The sequence below is a fragment of the Enterovibrio nigricans DSM 22720 genome (assembly GCF_900167155.1).
GTDB lineage: Bacteria > Pseudomonadota > Gammaproteobacteria > Enterobacterales > Vibrionaceae > Enterovibrio > Enterovibrio nigricans.
In genome coordinates, this window is record NZ_FUXU01000002.1 from 46,041 (window position 1) to 66,123 (window position 20,083).

Annotated in this window: 20 protein-coding genes; all 20 read left to right on the plus strand. The window is 49.1% G+C overall.

Annotated elements, in window-relative coordinates:
* Nucleotides 1-4: 4 nt before the first annotated feature.
* Nucleotides 5-1,453 (plus strand): MSHA biogenesis protein MshI, encoded by a 1,449-nt coding sequence (locus B5D35_RS00950; protein WP_078750753.1) that lies wholly within the window; start codon nt 5-7, stop codon nt 1,451-1,453.
* Nucleotides 1,450-2,106, plus strand: a complete 657-nt coding sequence (gene pilO / locus B5D35_RS00955) for a type 4a pilus biogenesis protein PilO (RefSeq protein WP_078750754.1) — start codon at nt 1,450-1,452, stop codon at nt 2,104-2,106. The genes B5D35_RS00950 and pilO overlap by 4 nt, the downstream gene beginning before the upstream one ends.
* Nucleotides 2,090-2,416: an MSHA biogenesis protein MshK gene (locus tag B5D35_RS00960; RefSeq protein WP_078750755.1), complete on the plus strand. Its 327-nt coding sequence runs from the start codon at nt 2,090-2,092 to the stop codon at nt 2,414-2,416. The genes pilO and B5D35_RS00960 overlap by 17 nt, the downstream gene beginning before the upstream one ends.
* A gap of 2 nt (nt 2,417-2,418) precedes the next feature.
* Complete coding sequence (gene mshL / locus B5D35_RS00965) at nt 2,419-4,029, plus strand: pilus (MSHA type) biogenesis protein MshL (protein WP_078750756.1); 1,611 nt, start codon at nt 2,419-2,421, stop codon at nt 4,027-4,029.
* Nucleotides 4,030-4,039: 10 nt separating this feature from the next.
* Nucleotides 4,040-4,873 carry an ExeA family protein gene (locus tag B5D35_RS00970; protein WP_078750757.1) on the plus strand — a complete coding sequence of 278 codons (834 nt, stop codon included), beginning with the start codon at nt 4,040-4,042 and terminating at the stop codon, nt 4,871-4,873.
* Nucleotides 4,874-4,882: 9 nt separating this feature from the next.
* Nucleotides 4,883-6,130: a tetratricopeptide repeat protein gene (locus B5D35_RS00975; RefSeq protein ID WP_078750758.1), complete on the plus strand. Its 1,248-nt coding sequence runs from the start codon at nt 4,883-4,885 to the stop codon at nt 6,128-6,130.
* Entirely contained in the window at nt 6,120-7,835 is a 1,716-nt protein-coding gene (locus B5D35_RS00980) for a GspE/PulE family protein (RefSeq protein ID WP_078750759.1), read from the plus strand. Before B5D35_RS00975 ends, B5D35_RS00980 begins: the two co-directional genes overlap by 11 nt.
* Nucleotides 7,835-9,058 (plus strand): type II secretion system F family protein, encoded by a 1,224-nt coding sequence (locus tag B5D35_RS00985; RefSeq protein WP_078750760.1) that lies wholly within the window; start codon nt 7,835-7,837, stop codon nt 9,056-9,058. The genes B5D35_RS00980 and B5D35_RS00985 overlap by 1 nt, the downstream gene beginning before the upstream one ends.
* A 1-nt stretch (nt 9,059) precedes the next feature.
* Nucleotides 9,060-9,656, plus strand: a complete 597-nt coding sequence (locus B5D35_RS00990) for a hypothetical protein (RefSeq protein WP_078750872.1) — start codon at nt 9,060-9,062, stop codon at nt 9,654-9,656.
* Entirely contained in the window at nt 9,653-10,072 is a 420-nt protein-coding gene (locus B5D35_RS25190) for a type II secretion system protein (RefSeq protein WP_078750761.1), read from the plus strand. The genes B5D35_RS00990 and B5D35_RS25190 overlap by 4 nt, the downstream gene beginning before the upstream one ends.
* Nucleotides 10,073-10,516: a type II secretion system protein gene (locus tag B5D35_RS01000; protein ID WP_078750762.1), complete on the plus strand. Its 444-nt coding sequence runs from the start codon at nt 10,073-10,075 to the stop codon at nt 10,514-10,516. It begins immediately after the preceding gene.
* Nucleotides 10,503-11,114 carry a type IV pilus modification PilV family protein gene (locus tag B5D35_RS01005; RefSeq protein ID WP_078750763.1) on the plus strand — a complete coding sequence of 204 codons (612 nt, stop codon included), beginning with the start codon at nt 10,503-10,505 and terminating at the stop codon, nt 11,112-11,114. The genes B5D35_RS01000 and B5D35_RS01005 overlap by 14 nt, the downstream gene beginning before the upstream one ends.
* Nucleotides 11,114-11,860 carry a PilW family protein gene (locus B5D35_RS01010; protein WP_078750764.1) on the plus strand — a complete coding sequence of 249 codons (747 nt, stop codon included), beginning with the start codon at nt 11,114-11,116 and terminating at the stop codon, nt 11,858-11,860. The genes B5D35_RS01005 and B5D35_RS01010 overlap by 1 nt, the downstream gene beginning before the upstream one ends.
* Nucleotides 11,850-12,311 carry an MSHA biogenesis protein MshP gene (locus tag B5D35_RS01015; RefSeq protein ID WP_078750765.1) on the plus strand — a complete coding sequence of 154 codons (462 nt, stop codon included), beginning with the start codon at nt 11,850-11,852 and terminating at the stop codon, nt 12,309-12,311. The genes B5D35_RS01010 and B5D35_RS01015 overlap by 11 nt, the downstream gene beginning before the upstream one ends.
* A gap of 485 nt (nt 12,312-12,796) precedes the next feature.
* On the plus strand, nt 12,797-15,370 hold the full coding sequence (locus B5D35_RS01020) for a DUF6701 domain-containing protein (RefSeq protein ID WP_244556471.1): 2,574 nt from the start codon (nt 12,797-12,799) through the stop codon (nt 15,368-15,370).
* A 116-nt stretch (nt 15,371-15,486) separates the two neighbouring features.
* Nucleotides 15,487-16,530, plus strand: a complete 1,044-nt coding sequence (gene mreB / locus B5D35_RS01025) for a rod shape-determining protein MreB (RefSeq protein ID WP_002537278.1) — start codon at nt 15,487-15,489, stop codon at nt 16,528-16,530.
* A gap of 76 nt (nt 16,531-16,606) precedes the next feature.
* Nucleotides 16,607-17,521, plus strand: coding sequence for a rod shape-determining protein MreC (mreC, locus tag B5D35_RS01030; protein ID WP_078750767.1), 915 nt, complete (start codon nt 16,607-16,609; stop codon nt 17,519-17,521).
* Nucleotides 17,514-18,002, plus strand: coding sequence for a rod shape-determining protein MreD (gene mreD / locus B5D35_RS01035; protein WP_067419679.1), 489 nt, complete (start codon nt 17,514-17,516; stop codon nt 18,000-18,002). Before mreC ends, mreD begins: the two co-directional genes overlap by 8 nt.
* Before the next feature lie 12 nt (nt 18,003-18,014).
* Nucleotides 18,015-18,602 carry a Maf family protein gene (locus B5D35_RS01040; RefSeq protein ID WP_078750768.1) on the plus strand — a complete coding sequence of 196 codons (588 nt, stop codon included), beginning with the start codon at nt 18,015-18,017 and terminating at the stop codon, nt 18,600-18,602.
* Nucleotides 18,599-20,068 (plus strand): ribonuclease G, encoded by a 1,470-nt coding sequence (gene rng / locus B5D35_RS01045; protein WP_078750769.1) that lies wholly within the window; start codon nt 18,599-18,601, stop codon nt 20,066-20,068. The genes B5D35_RS01040 and rng overlap by 4 nt, the downstream gene beginning before the upstream one ends.
* Nucleotides 20,069-20,083 lie beyond the last annotated feature (15 nt).

A 20,083-nucleotide genomic window follows, 5' to 3' on the forward strand; every position in this document is an offset into this window, starting at 1 on the left:
GTTGATGGCAGTCTCGACCTTTCTCGCACGAATAAACCCTTCTCGGCAGCAAAATGTTGTTAGCGTTTATATATCTGTACAACGGGTTGTTATCAGTTCAGATAGCGCCGATATTTTCCGGTCTGAGTCTCTTTCGCCGGGCACTGAACCGTGGGGTGCTGCGCTAAAACTCTTACATGCCCTAAACATTAATCATGCTGATATCAATCTGATATTGGGGCATGGTCTCTATCAAACGTTATTAATTGATGATCCGGGACTGAGCGATGAAGACAAACGCGCAGCCCTGCCTTTTCAAATCAAAGATTTTATCGCCGAATCGCCCTCTGATGTGTTGGCGGATGGATATGCGTCACCCATTGCAGGTCGTTTTCATGTTTTCGTGTGCAACAGAAACGCCCTTGTTCACTTCTATGCGCAGCTGAAAAAAAGCCATTGTCAACCAAGCCTAGTTACTGTTGAGGACGTGGTTCTACGTCAGTGGACCAAACTCGATAAAACGGAGATGGTGCTTAGCCGAGACAGTCAAGGTGCCATTCAACTGGCTGTCTTTGATAAAGGAAAGCTCTGTTTTCAGCGACAAATCCGTGGCCTTGTTCTCGACGGGAATACGTTACAGCCATTGGTGATTGATGATCTAGCGTTGGAAATCCAACGTTCGCTGGATTATCTACGTCCGCAATTGAAAGCGTCCCAAGTCAGCGGATTGGTTGTCAGCGTGGAGAACGTTGATGACACGGAGCTGGCATTCCAGCTTTCTTCGCGTTTGATGGTGTCTGTTCGTCCTCAATCTTTGTTTGAAGAAGGTGCACATTATCAACACATTGTGCAGGCGGGCCATCACGCGTCTTGCTCGCCTGACCTGAATTTTTTCAGTAAAGGTTTAATCCCTAAGGCTCCTTGGCTGACGTTTGAAAAAATGTTGTTCTGTTGGGGCGCAACGGCCTTTATGTTGGTGTTAGTGGCTGCTTACCAACAGCTGCAATTGTCTCAGACAACAGAGATTGTTGCGCTTTCAAATATTGAACTGGAAACTGCTCAAACCTTGTCTTCTCAATTGGATAGTCAGCTTAAGTTGCATGTCCCGTCTTTGGCGATTGAGAATGACATCTCAGAAGCAGAGAAACGATTGGCCGCGAAGAAAAGCGTACTTGCCGCCGTCAAACAGCACGATATTGCTTCACAGGAAGGATACTCTCAGGCATTCAATGCCCTAGCGTCACTCTCTCGTCATGATGTGTCCGTGTCTGATATCTATATAGGTCAAGATACGTTAGATGTGAAAGGGGTGGTCGCGACGCCTGAATCTGTGCCGTCATGGTTAAAAACATTCCAGACACAAGAAGCGTTAGCGCATTTTAATTTCAAAGAAATGTCGTTGGGACGGGATGAGCACGATCGCATCACGTTCAGTTTGCTTTCCAAGCGCACCGCAGAGGAGGCAACAAAATGAAAGAGTGGCTTGAGCGATTGAAAGAAAAGTTTGATGCCCTGACATCACGCGAAAAGTGGCTGATTGCTTTCGCGGGGTGGTTCGTTATCGCGGGATCGGGGGCGTTGGTATTTATTGAGCCCATGACCAAGGCGGTTTCAGATCTTCAACGCCAATTCACGAGCAACGCACAGAATACAAAACAAATTTTGACGCTGAATGCACTGAAACAACAAAAGCTCAGCGCTTCGCCTAACGCAGAGTTGGAAGCGCGTTTGTCATCGCTTAACGCAGACATCGCTGCATTGGATGACAAAGTTCAAGCCAAAGTGGCGGGCTTAGTACCCGCCCCACAAATGTCGCGTTTGGTCGAGAAAGTGTTGTCACAATCCGCACGATTAAACTTGGTCTCTATGACGTCGCTATCTGCCAAGCAGATCACCGAATCTAAAGACGCAGGCTATTTTGTTCACCCCGTTGAGCTAACGCTGACAGGACGTTATTTCGATATCGTGAAGTACCTGTCTGATCTGGAAGCATTACCTGAAAAATACTATTGGCGCAGTGTGGATTATCGAGTCACTGAATACCCGTTGGCCGAAGTTGTGATTCAAGTTTACACCTTGGGTGAAAGTGAAATATTTATCGGAGGCAGCGATGAAGGACGTCTCTAAGCGCGTTTGCGCACTGGTGGTCTCACTGATGCCCGTCCTTTGTTTTGCCGCGGTTGATCCGACGGCTCCCCTTGGCTATCGCGCACCAGCCTTTGTGCAAACACAAACGGCCATACGGTTGCCACAACTGGACGCTATTTTGTGTATGTCAGAGCAGCATTGCTCCGCAGTGTTGGATGGAGAGTCTGTGCGACAGGGGCAGATTGTAAAGGGGTTTGCCGTCAGTGCCATCAGCAAAAATCGCGTGTTACTCAAGCGCGGGAATAAGCGTTGGTCGTTGACCATATTCAATGAGCAGGTAGTACAGTGAAGATGAAGATGTTAAGTAGGCTAGTTCTCAGCCTCACCGTGGCTCTGTTGCTGTCAGCATGCCAAAGTGTCGGTCACCAGAAACCCACCGAAGTGCAGGCTGCGCTCAATGAAGCGTATGCAACCAGCAGTGGCCAACCGTTGTCGGATTTGCCTGACGCTGTGACGCAAGATCTGATGGGTGACTTCTCGGAGGTGTCTGGTTCAGGCATTCTCTCAGAAAAACGCTTGCGCATTAATGCTAAGAACGTTGATGCCAAAGCCTTCTTTGGCAGCCTTGTTCAGGGCACTGATTTCAATTTAGTGATGCACCCTGACGTAGAAGGACACATTACGGTCTCATTGAAAGACGTCACCGTACCAGAAGCGCTGAATGTGGTTGCAGACATTTATGGCTTTAACGTTGAAACCCATGGTCGATTGATCCAAATTTTCCCAGCCGCGCTGAGAACCGAAACTTTTACCGTCGATTATTTGCAGCTTCAACGTGCGGGTGTGTCGTTAACCTCCGTGAGCACAGGCGCGGTTGCGTCAGAATCCTCCAATTCAAGCAGTGGTGAAGAGACCTCTGAGCGCACATCAGTGTCCACAGGCGGCACCGTGATTGAAACGCGTGCTCAAAGCAGTTTTTGGGAGCAATTAGAGCGTGCGGTAGCGGCGATGATTGGAGAGGATGAAGGTCGCAGTATTGTGGTTTCTCCTCAAGCTAGCCTGATCACGGTAAAAGCATTCCCCAATGAACTCAGAGAAGTCAGAAACTTCTTGGAAGCCTCACAAAAACGCCTGACGCGTCAGGTGATCCTTGAAGCAAAAATTTTGGAAGTCACACTCAGTGATGGCTATCAGCAAGGGATCAGTTGGTCCAACATTGCGCAAAGTATCGGCAGTGGTGGCGTCTCAATTTCTCGTCCAGAAACCGATCTTGTGGGCGATCTCATCTCCAATGTCATCGGTGGGCAAACTAATGTGACCATCACGGATGGCGATTTTTCTGCCGTATTAAGCTTTTTAGATACGCAAGGTGATGTGAATGTTCTCTCAAGCCCACGCGTGACAGCCGCGAACAACCAGAAAGCGGTTATTAAGGTGGGTGGCGATGAGTATTTTGTTACCGATATTTCCTCCAGTGACACGTCAGGGGACAACTCTGACTCTGGGCCAAATATCGAACTTACTCCTTTTTTCTCTGGCATTTCATTAGATGTTACGCCGCAAATTGACGATGAAAATGGCGTGCTGTTGCATGTGCATCCAGCGGTCATTGATGTGGTAACAGAAAACAAAGAAATCCAGCTTGGAAATTCTTCCACGCCGTACATTTTGCCGCTGGCAAAAACCTCTATTCGCGAGTCTGACTCCATCATTCATGCACGCTCTGGCGATGTGGTTGTGATCGGTGGCTTGATGAAATCGAGCTATGACGAGCAGGTGTCTAAAGTCCCGCTTCTTGGCGATATTCCAGGACTTGGGCATTTGTTCCGTAACGTCAATCGATTGAAGCAGAAAACCGAGCTTGTCATTTTACTTCAGCCATCAGTGGTCGGAGAGCATACCTGGCAACAGGAAATTGACCGCTCCCGCCAGCTTTTAAACGAATGGTTCCCTGAGAGTTAAGCAGTAATCGATGTACCTGACCCATTTTAACCTGCGTGAAGCGCCGTTTAGCTTAACCCCGGATACCCGATGTTTTTTCGGGCTGCGCTCGCACGTCGAAGCCATTAATACCTGCGTCTCTGCAGCCAAAATGGGTGAAGGCTTGATGAAAGTCACTGGCGAAGTGGGTACCGGAAAAACGCTGGTTTGCCGCTATTTACTCAAGACGTTGGCGCGCGATTTTACGCTGGTGTATTTGCCCAATCCGGCGAATACTGTTGCCAGCCTTTACCGCATGATTGCTGATGAGCTGAGTATTGATAGCGAAACTGAGCAAGACATGCTGTTAGGGGCTATTCAACGTGCCGCTATCGAGGCCATGCGTGAAGAAAAACCGGTGCTTATTCTGAGCGATGAAGCGCAGGCATTGCCCGATGATGTGCTGGAAGCCATTCGATTGCTGGGCAACCTTGAAACCGAGCAACGTAAGCTAATTCAGCAAATTTTGTTTGGTCAGCCAGAGCTTGATGAACGGTTGCGTCACCACAATATGCGACAACTGCTTCAGCGTATCAGCTTCAGTGCGGAGCTGTTTCCGATGACATTTGTGGAAGCGTCTGCGTACATCGATCACCGTCTGGAGGAGCAAGGTGCCCATGCCAGCTTATTCAGTCTTTGGGCAAAACGCCGAATTTGGGTTGCCAGCCAAGGCATACCACGCATTGCACATCAACTGTGCCACAAAGCGTTGTTGGTGAGCTATAGCAAGGGCCAGAGAAAAGTATCTGGCACTGCCGTTCGACTCGCGATCAAGGACACGCCAATGGCCAAGCAACACACCTCACTGCGTGCGCTTTGGGGCTAGGAATATCTCATGAGTGAATTGAATAAAATGCTGAGCGATCTCGCCTCGCCAAATCACAATGAGAGCACACTGAGCGTGGCTCCAACGCCTACGGCATGGCGTTTTCGTGTTGCGCGATTGGCATTGATTTTGAGCGTAATCACGATTTGTCTCTCGGGCGTTGTTTGGGCGCTATCCTCCCATTTCTCGCAAGACAAACCAGAACACACATCCGTGGTTAGCGCGAACCATCCGGAACTAAACGTCGTGGAGAGCGCGGTGAGCGATCCTGCTCTATCAACCTCTACGGTTATCACACCGTCTTTGCAGGCCACGCAAAAGGTGTCGGCAACACAAAACTTACCTCTAACACAAAAGCTGCCGCCAACACAAAAAGTGGTGAGCCACGACAATGATTACGTGGTGCGAAGTCAGCCGACGAAATCAAAACCTACGGTTGTGAAACCGGAGCCGGAGTCAACACCTGTTGCCCGACACATCGAAACGGTTGAGGTTCAGAAGCAACTGGCAGCAAGTGATGTGGTTGTTGTGACGCCTGTACCGAAAGCGCAGCATGCCGCCGTAGTAGCGCCAAAGGTGACACCATCGAAAGCCCCTGCGCGTGTTACTGAAACTGATGATACATCTTCGCTGACCGTGGAAACGGTTGAGCTATCCGGACCAGAGCTTGCTGCGATTGCTTACGAAAAAGCACAAAAACGTGCACAAATCGGTGATAGCAAACAAGCCATCGCGTACTTAAAAGATGCGGTTAATTACCACCCAAACCATATTACGGCAATTAACCAATTAGCAGGTTTGCTCTATGGTCGCCATCAAGTGCGCGATGCAGAAAATGTGCTGCGTGCGGGCATCAAAGCGAATCCGAACTCGTCGTCGTTGAAGATGACGCTGGCGAAAATGTACCAGCAAAATAACCGTGATGAATCAGCCCTGAATGTGTTGCTTTCGCCCGTTTCAGGCCAGAGCGTGGACGATATTCGCATGGTATCAATGCGAGCTGGCCTTGCACAGAAACTGGGTAACCATAGTGAAGCGCAACACAGCTACCACTGGCTGACGCAGGTCGAACCTGAGCAGGGAAGATGGTGGTTGGGCGCTGGCGTGTCTTCTGAGCGAAACGGCGATTTTGAGCACGCAAAGAAAAGTTACGGAAACGCAATCGACGCAGGCGGTTTGAGTAATCAATCCATGCAGTTTGCTCGTCAACGTCTGGTGTATCTCAACAGCGCGAAAGGAGCAGACAATGGCCATTAAGTTACGTAAAAGGCTCGGTGATTTGCTCGTCGAAGAGTGCATCATTTCTGACGCGGACCTTCGTGCCGCTTTGAATCGTCAGTCAGAAACGGGTCGTAAGTTGGGTGACACCCTGATTGATATGGGTATCTTGAGCGAAAGCCAGATGCTCAATTTTCTTGCGCGTCAACTGGGAGTACCGCTGATTGATCTCAGCCTGACGCAAGTCGATCCGACTGCGGTCAGCCTGTTACCAGAAGTGCACGCGCGTCGTCTGCGAGCTCTGGTGATTGGGCGTGTCGGAGATACTGTGCGTGTTGCGATGTCTGATCCAGCCGACCTTGCGGCGCAAGAAAGCGTGCTGAACCTCCTCAATCAATATCAGGTTGAACTGATGGTGGTCGCTGAGCAACCGCTTCTCGACGCCTTTGATCGCTACTATCGCCGCACCAGTGAAATCGCCTCTTTTGCTGAAAGGCTTCAAGCCGAACATGGCGTGAAGTTGGATCAGAAGTTTGGCGCAGAAGACGATCAATCTGAAGAAGTCACCGTCGTTAAACTGATCAACTCGTTGTTTGAAGATGCTGTTCAGGTGAATGCGTCCGATATTCATATTGAGCCGGATGCAGATACGCTCCGCATTCGTCAGCGAATTGATGGTGTACTCCATGAAACGCTGCTTAAAGAACAGTCTGTCGCATCTGCGTTGGTGCTCCGTCTTAAGCTCATGAGCGGCATGGACATTTCTGAAAAGCGTCTGCCACAAGATGGCAGGTTCAACATCAATGTACGCGGTAACGCCATTGATGTCCGTGTTTCCACCTTGCCAGTGCAATACGGTGAGTCCGTTGTTATGCGTCTGCTCAATCAGTCTGCGGGCATACTTCAACTCGAAGATGTAGGTATGGATCCACAGATGCTTGTGCGTTTTCGTGCCCAGCTCAAACGCCCGCACGGTATGATCTTGGTGACCGGCCCAACGGGGTCAGGGAAAACCACCACGCTTTATGGGGCACTGAATGAGCTAAACGTGCCGGGGAAAAAGATCCTCACGGCAGAAGATCCAGTGGAATACCGTCTGCCGAGGATCAGTCAGGTACAAATCGCCAGCAAGATTGGCCTGACATTCTCTTCGGCCTTGCGCACTTTTTTACGTCAGGATCCCGACATCATTTTGGTCGGTGAGATGCGTGATTTAGAGACCGTTGAGATAGGCCTTCGTGCCTCGCTAACGGGTCACTTGGTGTTATCAACCCTGCACACGAACAATGCTATCGACAGTACGCTGCGTCTTCTGGATATGGAAGCGCCCGGTTATTTGGTCGCGAGTTCAGTGAGGGCTGTATTAGCGCAACGTCTTATTCGGAAAATTTGTCCTGATTGCAAGGTGCCGCATCCGGCAGAGGCGGATGAGCAAGTTTGGTTAAGTACCCTTGGTACTGATGCCGTCAGTACAAGTTTCTACAAGGGGCGAGGTTGTCAGCGTTGCAATTTTACGGGATACAAAGGCCGTATTGGCGTATTTGAACTACTTGAAATTACACCAGATTTAATGGATGCGCTGCGTGGTAATGACACGCGTGCGTTCGCCCTACTGGCAGAGCAACAGCCTGGCTATCTGCCGCTTGTGCACTCGGCATTGGCATTTGCAAAACAAGGGCAAACGTCGTTGGAAGAGGCGATGAAGCTCTCTGAAGGTGCATCGTTGTCGATGGCGATTGCCTGATGGCGCGCTACCGCTATACCGCACGTACGGCCCAAGGCAAACGTGTCACGGAAGTATTGGAAGCCGCGAGCGAGCGTGAAGCCATGGCGGCGATTGCCAGCTCGGGAAAGATTTTATTATCGCTGGAGCAGACAACGGCGCGGGTCAAACAGGCCAAACCGTCGGTGAGTCTGTTTCAGCGCAAAGTGAAATTGGATGCGATCGTCATTTTGTGTCGACAAATGTACAGCCTGACCAAAGCGGGTGTGCCTTTGTTACGTGCGATTAAAGGGCTGACGGACAGTACGGTCGATCCGGTGTTGAAAGAGGCATTGCATTCAGTCGGTAGCGAGCTTTCTAACGGCCGCCCGCTGTCATCAGCCATGCGGGATCATCCTCGGGTGTTCAGCGAGCTGTTTGTGTCCCTCATTCAGGTTGGGGAAAACACAGGCCGTCTTGATGATGCCATGTTGCAACTGGCTGAGTACTACGAGCAGGAAATTGAAACCCGGCGCCGCATCAAGTCAGCACTGCGTTACCCCAGTTTTGTGCTGATAGTGATCATTGGAGCAATCGCTTTTTTGAATGTGAAAGTGGTGCCGCAGTTTGTTGGGATGTTCGCCAAGTTTGGCTCTGATCTTCCGTTGCCAACCAAGATCTTAATGGCGACATCGAGCTTTTTCGTGAACTACTGGTGGCTACTGGTCATTTCCACGGTTTGTTCTTTTGCCGGATGGCAGGTTTGGAAGAACACCGAGCAAGGAAGGGTTCGTTGGGACCGATTTAAAATTAGGTTACCGATTGTCGGTCCGTTGCTCAACCGCGCCTTGATGAGCCGTTTTTCGCGGACCTTTGCGTTGATGCTACGCGCAGGCGTACCGCTTAATACGGCACTTCAGATGTCAGGCGAAGCCTTGGATAACCACTTTCTCGCCGGCGAAGTCGACAAAATGAAAGGGGCGATTGAATCGGGCATGAACCTGAGTTCGGTCACCGCAGACAGCAAGCTCTTTACACCGCTTGTGCATCAGATGATTCAAGTGGGCGAAGAGACAGGGCAAATCGACAACCTGCTGCTGGAAGCCAGCGATTTTTACGATCGCGAAGTGGATTACGACTTAAAAACATTGTCTGCACGCATCGAGCCTATTTTGCTGATTGTTGTGGCGGGCATGGTGCTGATTTTGGCATTGGGTATTTTCCTGCCGATGTGGAACATGCTTGACCTGATGCGTGGTGGGTAATGTGCTGCGTTTTGATAAAACCGTTGTCGAGTGGGGACTGATCTCGATAGTGATTGGGATTCTTGGTATCGCTGCAATCCCGCTATTCGATCGGGTTGTAGATTATGCCGATGATGTGGAGTTTCGCTATCTGGCAAATGCCTTTGCCGGAAGCGTGAAAAACGTGCAAATGCGAGCCACTTTGCAACCTATTGATAGGCAACACGATATGGTGTCATTGGACGGTGTTTCCTTCCGACTGACGCATCAAAACGACAAGCAAGCAGGGCATCCTTTTGCGCTCAAAGATGGCGCACTTACCCTGCAAAGCTTGTCGTCGAAAGATTGCGGCGCACTTTTTTCTGCGCTAACCGGCCAGTCTTACTGGCTGGATAATGATTCACGGCCGAAGGCGTTTACACGCATTCAGCCAACAGTTCGAGCGATAGTGGCCAAGGACAAAGGTATCAGTGCCAGCCCCTATTGCCGATTTGAAAGACCGGTGCGCGCCGGTTTTTGGGGAGATGATTCGTCAGCCACACTGGCGCGTCATGTTTTTGCTTACTATCCCGCTTCTGGGCGGGTAGAGCTATTGAGTAAGACAGGAGAAGTAAAATGAAACGTCAAGGCGGTTTCACATTGATCGAAATGATCGTGGTAATTGTAATTTTGGGTATTTTGGCGGTCACAGCTGCACCTAAGTATCTGGATATGACCGACTCAGCGAAAACTGGAGTACTGGAGGGCCTGAAAGGTGCCATTGCTAGTGCTGCAAATATGAAGCACGCTGAGTTCAAAATTTCTGGTGATGCAACAGGTATACAAAACGAATATCCTGATGGAAGTGCAAACGGTATTGTTTCACTTATTGATACGGATGATTTCACTGCTGTCAAGGGTGGTACTGCTGCAGCTGATGCAGTTGAATTTAACTTTGAAGCAGCTGCGGATCGCGGCTCTAAGTGCGTAATTTATACGCCAGCGGCTACTTCTGGTGCTAAACCAGGGATTGAAATTGACACTTGTTCGCCATAGGTGTCTAAAGGCTTTACTCTTATCGAGCTGATCACTGTGTTGGTGATCCTCGGTATTGTTAGTGTGTTTGCCGCACCGCGCCTGTCGGGAACTGAAGCGTTTTCAGTGACCAGTGCGCGGGATACGGGCTTGTCTGTTGTCAGGCAAGTCCAACTCAGGGCAATGCAGCAAGAGACACCGTCTGATAGCTGTTTTGCCTTGAGCATCACTGCCACCCGCTTGGGCGGCAGTGCTGCTTCTCGCTGTGGATACAGTGATAATCGCAGTGATGTTGTGAATCTTTCAAACTCTGATGTCAAAGCATCGGGACCTGCATCCATTGCGTTTGATTTACTGGGTCGTCCAACCTGCACTGCAAATACGTGCAAAATTACCTTTTCTCAAGGCAATGCCTCTGCAAGCATTTGTGCAAACAGCGAGGGCTATTTCTATGCCTGTAGCTGAACAATCTCATCGGAATGCTTACGATCAGCGTGGCTATACGCTGGTGGAACTCGTTATCGGCATTGTTGTGTTTGGTGTTGCTTTGGTGTTAATGAGCACCACCTTGTTTCCCATGTTCGCGAAATCGGCTGACCCGCATTACGAAGCACGTGCCGCCGCGTTAGGTCAGGCCGTAATGACAGACGTGCTTGCTAGGCAGTTTGATCAAAACAGCGATGCAGATGGTAGCCGTTGGCGCTGCGATGAAAATGCCGCCGCGGTACGAAACAAAAATATATTGTCGCCCGATCCGATACCTCAGTGCTCACGTAATCTCGCGGGGATTTCGCACAATAACTTCGTCGCTGTGGAAGACTATATCGGCTGTTGGGGCGTTAAAGCCGCGTGCACGCAAGATTATCGTGGCACGTTAGACGGTCTCGTCGGCGGACTTGCCTCTGACTTTTCGGGCTTCACCGTGGATATCAATGTGGTCTATGACGCCACCCCATTTTCTGGCGATGCGACGAGTGAGTTTCTCTACAAACGTGTTGATGTAACCGTGGATACAGGACGTTTTGGTCGCTACGACTTCTCTGCTTATCGAGGCAATTTCTGATGCCTCGTCAGCACGGGTTCACCCTGATTGAAATTATCGTCACCTTGACGATTCTGGCGATTGTCTCCATCGGCATTTCAGGCTTTTTAGAATCCGGAGCTCAAGGCTATGTGGAGGCCAAAAGCCGCGAAGCACTCCAGTCTCAGGCCCGTTTTGTCGTTGAGCGCCTTGGGCGAGAAATTCGCCACGCCGTGCCGGGCAGTCTGCTGATTTCTGATAACGATCGATGCGTGCGTTACACGCCGATACAATATACGGGCTTTTACTCTGAAAGGGTGCCCGATGTCGCGACGCTTTCCATCACTATGTCTAAGACGGGGACGAACTGGATAGGTGCGATAAATAAAGGCGGTTACCGTATCGCTTTCCTGCCAATGGTACCCCGTGACCTCAATGATGGCAGTACGCAAAGCTATGCCATTACTTCGGTGAACGCTACTGGTAATGAGCTCACCCTTGCACGAGATACATCCAAAGAGTGGCCAGCCGAAAGCCCGTCTCAACGTTTCTATATCTATAAAGATGCTGTCAATTTTTGTTTTGATATCACAAGCGGTGCTTTAACGCGTCAAGAAGGCAGTGGGGATGCGGTGGTATTGGCTGAGGGGCTACAAACTGGTAGCGACTTCTCGCTCGACACAGAATCACTCTCGCGCTCTAACATGTTGAGGATTCACTATCGCTTTGCTCAAGGTAATGAAGTGTCCGTTTACAACCAGCATATTCAGGTGATGAATGCGCCCTAACTTTCATCCTTCACCCCATGCACAGCGCGGAAGTATGCTCATTATTGCGGTGTTCGCAATGACGGCGATGGCTGCGCTGGGAGCTGCCCTGATGCAAATTAACTGGTCGCAAAAAGACACGACGACGCGCGAAGTATTGGGGACGCGTGCATGGTTTGCCGCCAACAGTGGTACAGAGTATGCGATGACAAAGTTGTTTCCGCTTGCCACAGACCCAGCGGCTACCGATACCGAAGCGGTTGTCGCCCGGCAAGCATGTAATACGCTGACGGTTGCAGGAAAGCCCATTAACTTTTCGGCTGCTGGACTGAATGGTTGCTCCGCGACCGTCGGTTGTGACGTGGTTGCGGGCGATGTTGAGCAATACTTGATCACCAGCAAAGGCCAATGTGGTAGTGCGCAATTCGGCGTGGTTCGTGTTCAGGAAAGTTGGGCAAAAGGAGTCGAGTGAAAATGAAAAAGTATCTTGTACTGCTTTTGGCTCTTATGTCTTTTTATACTGCGGCGAATAAAGTCGACAACCTTTTCCCCGGGCCTGTGCAGGCCCCGAAAGGTATGAGTAAAACACAATTTTCGTTTCACGGTTCGAATGCTAGCGTAGAGTGGTTTGGCCAAAATAAAATTAACGTTGGCTTCGAGGGCTATCACAACTCTATATGGGCAAACAATTTATGTACTGATGGGTTTAGTAAATTCATTTGTACACATGAACCGAACCATCGAGCCACTAATTTAGAATTAAAGCTTCTCAGTTCAAAAGAATATGGGAAAGTGTCGGGCTCTTGTCAGGCTGAAACGAAGTGTACGCTTGGTCCATCAAGTAATAAATTTTCGAGTTATAGGGTTAATAATCGGTCGACACTTATTCTTGAAGCGGGAACATATTACTTTGGGTCTTTAGACTTAAATAGCCAAGCAAATATCGTTGTAAATGGTGTGGTTAATATTCATCTAAACCAGTTTTCAGCATGGGGTGACAACGATGTGAATGCGAATGGCCAGCCTAGAAACTTGGTCTTTTATCATCACAATCAAAAAATTGAAGAGAACTATGACCCTTATGCTGCGCCAACCGTTCCTAAAGAGGACAAGTTTACCTTTAATACGACATCAAATATAAAGACATATATTTACTCTTCAGGTGTGGTTGAAATCCCCTTCGGTGGACGGTTGTTTGGCTCGGTTACTGCTCGACAGCTATTCATGCTGGGAGAATCGGAAATAATATATTCAGGGGAGTTGTATGGAGAGCAGCTTCATATTTCACCTGAAACCTATGCGGCTTCTGCTTGCGAAAAAATCGCAATTTCTTTTAGCGTCAAAGACAGTAATGGGAATTTAAATTCGCAGGCTGAAGGGCTGCTCAGTGTGGCTATTTCTTCTAAAAATGATGATGCATGTTGGATTAATCCCAATGACGCCAGTGATACCTGTCATCCTAAAAGAATAGACAACGTAATGCTGAAAGACGGTCAGGCAAGCTTGCTTCTCGCTGGTATGGGAGGAAGTATTGATGTTGTTGGTTCTTTTGTTCCTTCCTCGATTAACGTCAAAGAATTGATCGGCTCTGCGGGTCCATACTCTTTTTCTCCCTCCGGTTATACGGTTAATAACGGCCGTCCGATTGAAATTATTGCGGGTAAAGGTGCCTCTGCACCAATAAAGGCAGTGAAATCAGTGGGAGCTGGACTTTGCGAAACGGAAGACAGCATTCAAGGCAAAATCTTCTTCACCACGACAACGAATTATGAACGCCCAAAGAGCGGGACTAAAAAGGCTCTTGTTAATGGTAATGAAACAGATGATCCAAATGGTGTGACGGGGGTTGACTTTAAAAATGGCGAAGGCCAGTTAGAGGTCAACTACTTTGATGCTGGACATGTCAGTGTCGACTTAGAGGTTGCCTTATCCCCAAATGCGGATGATGCATTAGATGCAGAAAATCAGCGTCGACCTAAGCCTGAAACCCCACCAGAAAAAGGACGAGCCAATATTTATGCGCGCCCATATACATTGGCGATTTGCAATGCGGGTACAGTGCTTCCCGACGAGGAAGATATCGGCTTAGAACGTCCATTTTTGAGAGCAGGAGAACGTTTCAATCTTGCTCTTAGGCCTATCATTTGGAGTAAAGACCATATGGTAGGCCCTAAAGCGGCGAGCATCATTCCATGGCGAAGTGAGCACTGTTTGGTTAATAAATGGGCAGACACACCGAATTTTTGGAAGAGTGATGCACCGCCAACGACAGTCGCACTCAGCCCTACTGCTGCCATTAGCTCTCCACCCGGAGGGGAGAGTGTGACAATTGGTGAATTTTCAAAAGCGCATACGGAAGCCGTGAATGGCCGATATAAATTTACCGGTATTGCGGTTGACGATGTTGGCACCTATCGGTTCTATTCCAAGCTAGGTTCGACGTATTTGGGAATGGAAGTGACGCCAAGTGAACGCGAAGTTGGCCGATTTTATCCTTCGCACTTTGGCATCGCATCCGAGTTCAAACGTGGTGTTGACGCAGCGTATGATGAAGACGGTAATGGCTTCACCTACCTAGATCAGCCCTTCTCGGGTGAGTTCAGCATTCACGCCATGGATATTAACGATAAGCCTGTCAGTAATTATCACCGCTATACTGGGGCAACGGATAAAGCTAAGTTTGAAGACTGGGTGATTGACTCAGTTGAACACTACCCTTACGACGGGACAGATCTTAGTTCGCGTTGGGATGGTGCCCGTTTAAACAGCGCGCGATGGGCTGCGGGTACGGGTGGGGTCAGCGAGGTGAAAGTTTCTGGCAACATGATGATACGAAAGGGCAATAGGGAAGATGGACCCTTTGCGCCACTGCGCTTTGCTGTGGGCGTTGCGACGAACGACAGAGATAATACGGCATTTGAACTATGTGCCAACGACAGTGATTTAGGCTGTTCGAAATCAGTAATAAAACCCGGTGAAACCACATTTGGAGCACAAATCGCAGAAGGCCCATTTTTCTTCGGCAGGATGCGAATTGGTGGTTTTACCGAAACGCAGGATTTTTCTGGGGAACAAATGCTGCCTGTTATCGTCGAATACTGGAACGGTAGCCATTTTGAGACCAATGTGAGAGACAATGCTTCTTTTGTCCATCTTGCTGGTAGTCTCCGAGATCAACTGGTCAGCAACAGCAAAAACATTGAAACTCAAATCCAGTGGCAAAATGGCTCAACGGCAGAAGGCAAAGAGTCTGTATCACAAGGTGTATATAACCTTAAAGTCGTGCCACAGCAGGGCAATAAGGCGGTCCCATTTCGGGAGCAGTTCCGATTCTGGCAATGTCTGGCCGTTGGCTGTGAAGTGGATGAAACCCCAATATCCGGTTTTATCGAGCAACCTTGGCTGCAATATGGCTGGGAAAGTGCCACTGAATTGAAAAAAACCTCTGGCTTGGTAACGTACGGGCATTATCGAGGAAGTGATCGACTTATCTATAAAGGTGAAAAAAGCATCACTTTGACAGGGGAATGAAAAAAAAAACTGATCTCATTCAGGTTTGTAGATCATCACCTTGCCGCGCCCCGTCTGCGTTGGTACATTTAGCGGAATTTGAAGAATTTTATAGCTTGCAGGATTAACCGAAGACTATGTTCAAGAAACTTCGTGGCATGTTCTCTAACGATCTGTCTATTGATCTAGGAACAGCAAACACGCTTATCTATGTTAAAGGGCAAGGGATCGTTCTTGACGAACCGTCTGTTGTCGCAATTCGCCAAGATCGTGCAGGCTCTCCAAAAAGCGTTGCGGCAGTCGGTCATGAAGCAAAGCAAATGCTGGGCCGTACGCCGGGTAATATTGCTGCTATTCGTCCGATGAAAGATGGCGTAATCGCTGACTTTTACGTGACTGAGAAAATGCTGCAGCATTTTATCAAAACCGTTCACGACCACAGTTTTATGCGTCCTAGCCCTCGTGTGCTGGTAGCTGTTCCTTGCGGCTCTACGCAAGTTGAGCGTCGCGCAATTCGTGAATCAGCACTGGGTGCTGGTGCACGTGAAGTGTATTTGATTGATGAGCCAATGGCGGCAGCAATCGGTGCAGGTCTGCCTGTGTCTGAAGCGACGGGTTCGATGGTGGTAGATATCGGTGGTGGTACCACTGAAGTTGCTGTTATCTCGCTGAACGGCGTTGTGTACTCTTCATCTGTTCGTATCGGTGGTGACCGCTTTGATGAGTCCATCATCAACTACGTGCGTCGTAACTACGGCAGCTTGATTGGTGAAGCAACGGCAGAGCGTATTAAACACGAAATCGGTTCTGCGTACCCAGGTGATGAAGTGCGTGAAATCGAAGTGCGCGGCCGTAACCTGGCTGAAGGCGTTCCACGTAGCTTTACCCTGAATTCAAATGAAATTCTGGAAGCTTTGCAAGAGCCTCTAACAGGTATCGTTTCTGCTGTGATGGTTGCCCTTGAGCAATGTCCACCAGAGCTGGCGTCAGACATTTCTGAGCGCGGTATGGTTCTGACCGGCGGTGGTGCACTGCTGCGTGATTTGGACCGCCTACTGACTGAAGAAACAGGCATTCCAGTTGTTGTTGCAGAAGAGCCGCTAACGTGTGTTGCACGTGGTGGTGGTAAAGCGTTGGAAATGATCGACATGCACGGTGGCGATCTGTTCAGCGAAGATTAATATCTTCTTGCAAGGTGTCTTGGTGCCCACCATGAATAATGGGGTACCAACTCGCCCAATTACAGGTTGTAACTGAATGAAACCAATATTTGGCCGTGGGCCATCTCTACAATTACGCCTGTTGTTTGCTCTTTTGGTATCAGCCAGCTTAATGCTGGCTGATAGCCGTCTAGGTGCGTTTACAAACTTCCGTTATGTACTGAACTCCGTGGTCGCTCCGCTGCAATACGCATCGAATGTACCGCGAGATATGCTGGACAATCTGTTCCGACAATTCACGTCACATCAGCAACTTCTTATCGATAACGCCAAACTGAAAGAGGAAGTGTTAACGCTTCGCTCTGGCCAGCTGTTGTTTGATCAAATTGAGCAGGAAAATCAGCGTCTAAGAGAGTTGCTGGGTTCGCCATTTGTTCGCGACGAACGCAAAATGGTGGCGGAGGTGATGGCGGTAGACTCCGACCCTTACAAACACCAAGTCATGATCGATAAAGGTCGCACAAACGGTGTGTATGAAGGCCAGCCCGTGATCAATGAGCGGGGGATCGTCGGACAAGTTTCTTACGTCGGGGCACACAACAGCCGTGTTTTGCTGATCACTGATCCAACGCATGCGATCCCTGTTCAAGTGGTCAGGAATGATGTGCGGGTTATCGCAGCAGGACGTGGACAGACAGATAACATTCAACTCGAAAACATACCAAGCAGTGCGGACATAGAGCCGGGTGACATGTTGGTGACATCCGGATTGGGAGGCGTCTTCCCTGAAGGCTATCCCGTCGCCAAAGTGACATCGTTTTCGTTTGATAACCGTCGACCTTTTGCACAAGTTGATGCAAAGCCTGAAGTGCAGTTTGACCGCCTACGATACCTGTTGCTGGTTTGGCCGACCAATGTGGATAAAACAGAAGCCCCAGAGGCTGATGTCCCACAGCAAAATGCACCGAGTAACGCCGAACCCGTAGAACAACAAGAGAAGACAGATGGCTAATTCAACATTGCGTGGCCACGCACTTATTTGGCTATCGTTTATTGTCGCTCTTATTCTACAGGCGGCACCCTGGCCGGGAGAACTCGCGCCATTTAGACCGTCATGGGTTTTGCTTGTGGCTTTTTATTGGGTGCTGGCACTCCCGCATCGAGTGAATGTAGGTACCGCACTGGTATTAGGCTTATTGTGGGATCTGATGCTGGGTTCCACCTTGGGCGTGCGCGGACTGATGATGTCTGTGCTGGTGTATATCGTTGCTCTGAACTTTCAAATGCTGCGCAATATGTCACTGTGGCAGCAAGCTGCGATTTTGTCGCTGCTGACGTTGGCGGGCAAAGTCCTCGAATTTTGGGCGGAATATTTAGTTTCAGATGTGAAGTTTGATCCGACGCTTCTTTGGTCCGGTGTGCTTAACTTCTTACTGTGGCCTTGGTTATTTTTACTGTTACGGCGGGTACGTCGTCAGTTTTCGATTAAATAAAGTGGTGAGCCAATGGCCGATCTTCAACTTTATCTCGCATCTGCCTCTCCCCGCAGGAAGGCATTGCTGGAACAATTGAATCTTCGTTTCGAAGTATTGCGGGTCGATGTTGAAGAGCAACGCCAAGCTCAAGAAGAAGCGGTGGACTATGTCCGCCGTTTGTCCTTTGATAAGGCCATGGCGGGTGTTCATGTATCACCTCTCAATCTTCCTGTTCTGGGCTCTGACACCATCGTTGTGTGCGATGGTCAGGTCATGGAAAAACCAGAAAACATCGAACATTCTCATCAAATGCTGTCGTTATTATCGGGACGTAAACATCAGGTAATGACCGCAGTTACGCTGGCCGACAGGAACCAATCCCTGACTACGCTTGTCACAACAGATGTATGGTTTAAGTCGCTGTCTTTAGAAGAGATAGATGCTTATTGGGAAAGCGGAGAACCTTGTGACAAGGCTGGAAGCTACGCTATTCAAGGTCTCGGAGGCCGTTTCGTTACTCGCATTGAAGGTAGCTACCATGCAGTGGTTGGTTTGCCTCTTTATGAAACAGACGCTCTGTTTAACGAATTTAAAAAATTAAGCGGTGAAAACCTATGAATACAGAGTTGCTAATTAATGTAACGCCGACAGAAACGCGTGTCGCCATGATTGAAGGTGGCAATCTTCAAGAAGTGCATATCGAACGAGAAGCCAAACGTGGGATCGTGGGCAATATTTACAAAGGCAAAGTCAGTCGAGTCTTGCCAGGAATGCAAGCTGCGTTTGTTGATATTGGCCTGGATAAAGCCGCGTTCTTGCATGCCTCCGATATTGTTCCTCATACTGAATGTGTGGCAGAAAACGAAAAACAGCAGTTTCAAGTTCGTGATATATCAGAGCTTGTTCGCCAAGGTCAGGATATTGTCGTTCAAGTTGTTAAGGATCCATTGGGCACGAAAGGTGCACGCTTAACCACTGACATTACCTTGCCATCACGTTATCTGGTCTTTATGCCAGGGGCCTCTCACGTGGGTGTCTCTCAGCGAATAGAGAGTGAAAAAGAGCGTGATCGTCTGAAAAAAATCGTGGGCGAATACTGTGATGACTTAGGCGGGTTTATTATCCGTACCGCTGCAGAAGGCGCGTCGGATGAAGAGATGTCGCATGATGCAGCATTTCTTAAACGCCTTTGGAATAAGGTGATTGAGCGCCGCTCTAAGCGACCTTCGAAGTCCATGCTCTATGGTGAGCTGGGTTTGGCACAGCGTATTCTGCGTGACTTTGTGGGTACAGAGCTCAATATCATTCGTATTGATTCAAGAACCGGTATGGAAGCACTGCGCGAGTTTACCGAAGAGTTTGTGCCTGAATTAAGCGATCGCATTGAGCTCTACACAGGTGAACAGCCGATCTTCGATATGTACGACACCGAGAACGAAATTCAGCGTTCATTGGATCGTAAAGTTGAGCTCAAATCGGGTGGTTACCTCATCATCGATCAAACTGAGGCGATGACGACCATTGACATCAACACGGGGGCATTTGTTGGCCGTCGTAACCTCGAAGAAACGATTTTCAATACCAACATTGAAGCGACACGTGCCATTGCTCGTCAGCTTCGCCTGCGTAATCTTGGCGGCATTATCATTATCGACTTCATTGATATGAGTGCAGATGAGCACCGTCAGCGTGTTATTCAGTCTTTAGAATTGGCATTGGCGCGCGATCGCGTCAAAACCAACATCAACGGCTTCACACAGTTAGGTCTGGTAGAAATGACGCGCAAGCGCACCAGAGAGAGCATCGAGCATGTACTTTGTGGTCAATGCCCAAGCTGTGAAGGCCGAGGTACGGTGAAAACGATTGAGACCGTATGCTACGAAATTCTGCGCGAAATCACCCGTGTTAACCGCGCCTATGATGCTGATAAATTTGTGGTTTATGCATCACCTGCGGTTGGCGAGGCGTTGGAAGGTGAAGAATCTCATGCTGTTGCGGAGCTTGAGGTGTTTATCGGAAAGCAAGTGAAAGTGCATGTCGAGCCGCTCTATGCACAAGAGCAGTTTGACGTCGTGATGATGTAATGAGTAGCAGCTGTT

Coding starts and splice junctions, on each gene's coding strand:
- B5D35_RS00950 (WP_078750753.1), top strand. CDS start 5: ATGGCAGTCTCGACCTTTCTCGCACGAATAAACCCTTCTCGGCAGCAA.
- pilO (WP_078750754.1), top strand. CDS start 1,450: ATGAAAGAGTGGCTTGAGCGATTGAAAGAAAAGTTTGATGCCCTGACA.
- B5D35_RS00960 (WP_078750755.1), top strand. CDS start 2,090: ATGAAGGACGTCTCTAAGCGCGTTTGCGCACTGGTGGTCTCACTGATG.
- mshL (WP_078750756.1), top strand. CDS start 2,419: ATGAAGATGTTAAGTAGGCTAGTTCTCAGCCTCACCGTGGCTCTGTTG.
- B5D35_RS00970 (WP_078750757.1), top strand. CDS start 4,040: ATGTACCTGACCCATTTTAACCTGCGTGAAGCGCCGTTTAGCTTAACC.
- B5D35_RS00975 (WP_078750758.1), top strand. CDS start 4,883: ATGAGTGAATTGAATAAAATGCTGAGCGATCTCGCCTCGCCAAATCAC.
- B5D35_RS00980 (WP_078750759.1), top strand. CDS start 6,120: ATGGCCATTAAGTTACGTAAAAGGCTCGGTGATTTGCTCGTCGAAGAG.
- B5D35_RS00985 (WP_078750760.1), top strand. CDS start 7,835: ATGGCGCGCTACCGCTATACCGCACGTACGGCCCAAGGCAAACGTGTC.
- B5D35_RS25190 (WP_078750761.1), top strand. CDS start 9,653: ATGAAACGTCAAGGCGGTTTCACATTGATCGAAATGATCGTGGTAATT.
- B5D35_RS01005 (WP_078750763.1), top strand. CDS start 10,503: ATGCCTGTAGCTGAACAATCTCATCGGAATGCTTACGATCAGCGTGGC.
- B5D35_RS01010 (WP_078750764.1), top strand. CDS start 11,114: ATGCCTCGTCAGCACGGGTTCACCCTGATTGAAATTATCGTCACCTTG.
- B5D35_RS01015 (WP_078750765.1), top strand. CDS start 11,850: ATGCGCCCTAACTTTCATCCTTCACCCCATGCACAGCGCGGAAGTATG.
- mreB (WP_002537278.1), top strand. CDS start 15,487: ATGTTCAAGAAACTTCGTGGCATGTTCTCTAACGATCTGTCTATTGAT.
- mreC (WP_078750767.1), top strand. CDS start 16,607: ATGAAACCAATATTTGGCCGTGGGCCATCTCTACAATTACGCCTGTTG.
- mreD (WP_067419679.1), top strand. CDS start 17,514: ATGGCTAATTCAACATTGCGTGGCCACGCACTTATTTGGCTATCGTTT.
- B5D35_RS01040 (WP_078750768.1), top strand. CDS start 18,015: ATGGCCGATCTTCAACTTTATCTCGCATCTGCCTCTCCCCGCAGGAAG.
- rng (WP_078750769.1), top strand. CDS start 18,599: ATGAATACAGAGTTGCTAATTAATGTAACGCCGACAGAAACGCGTGTC.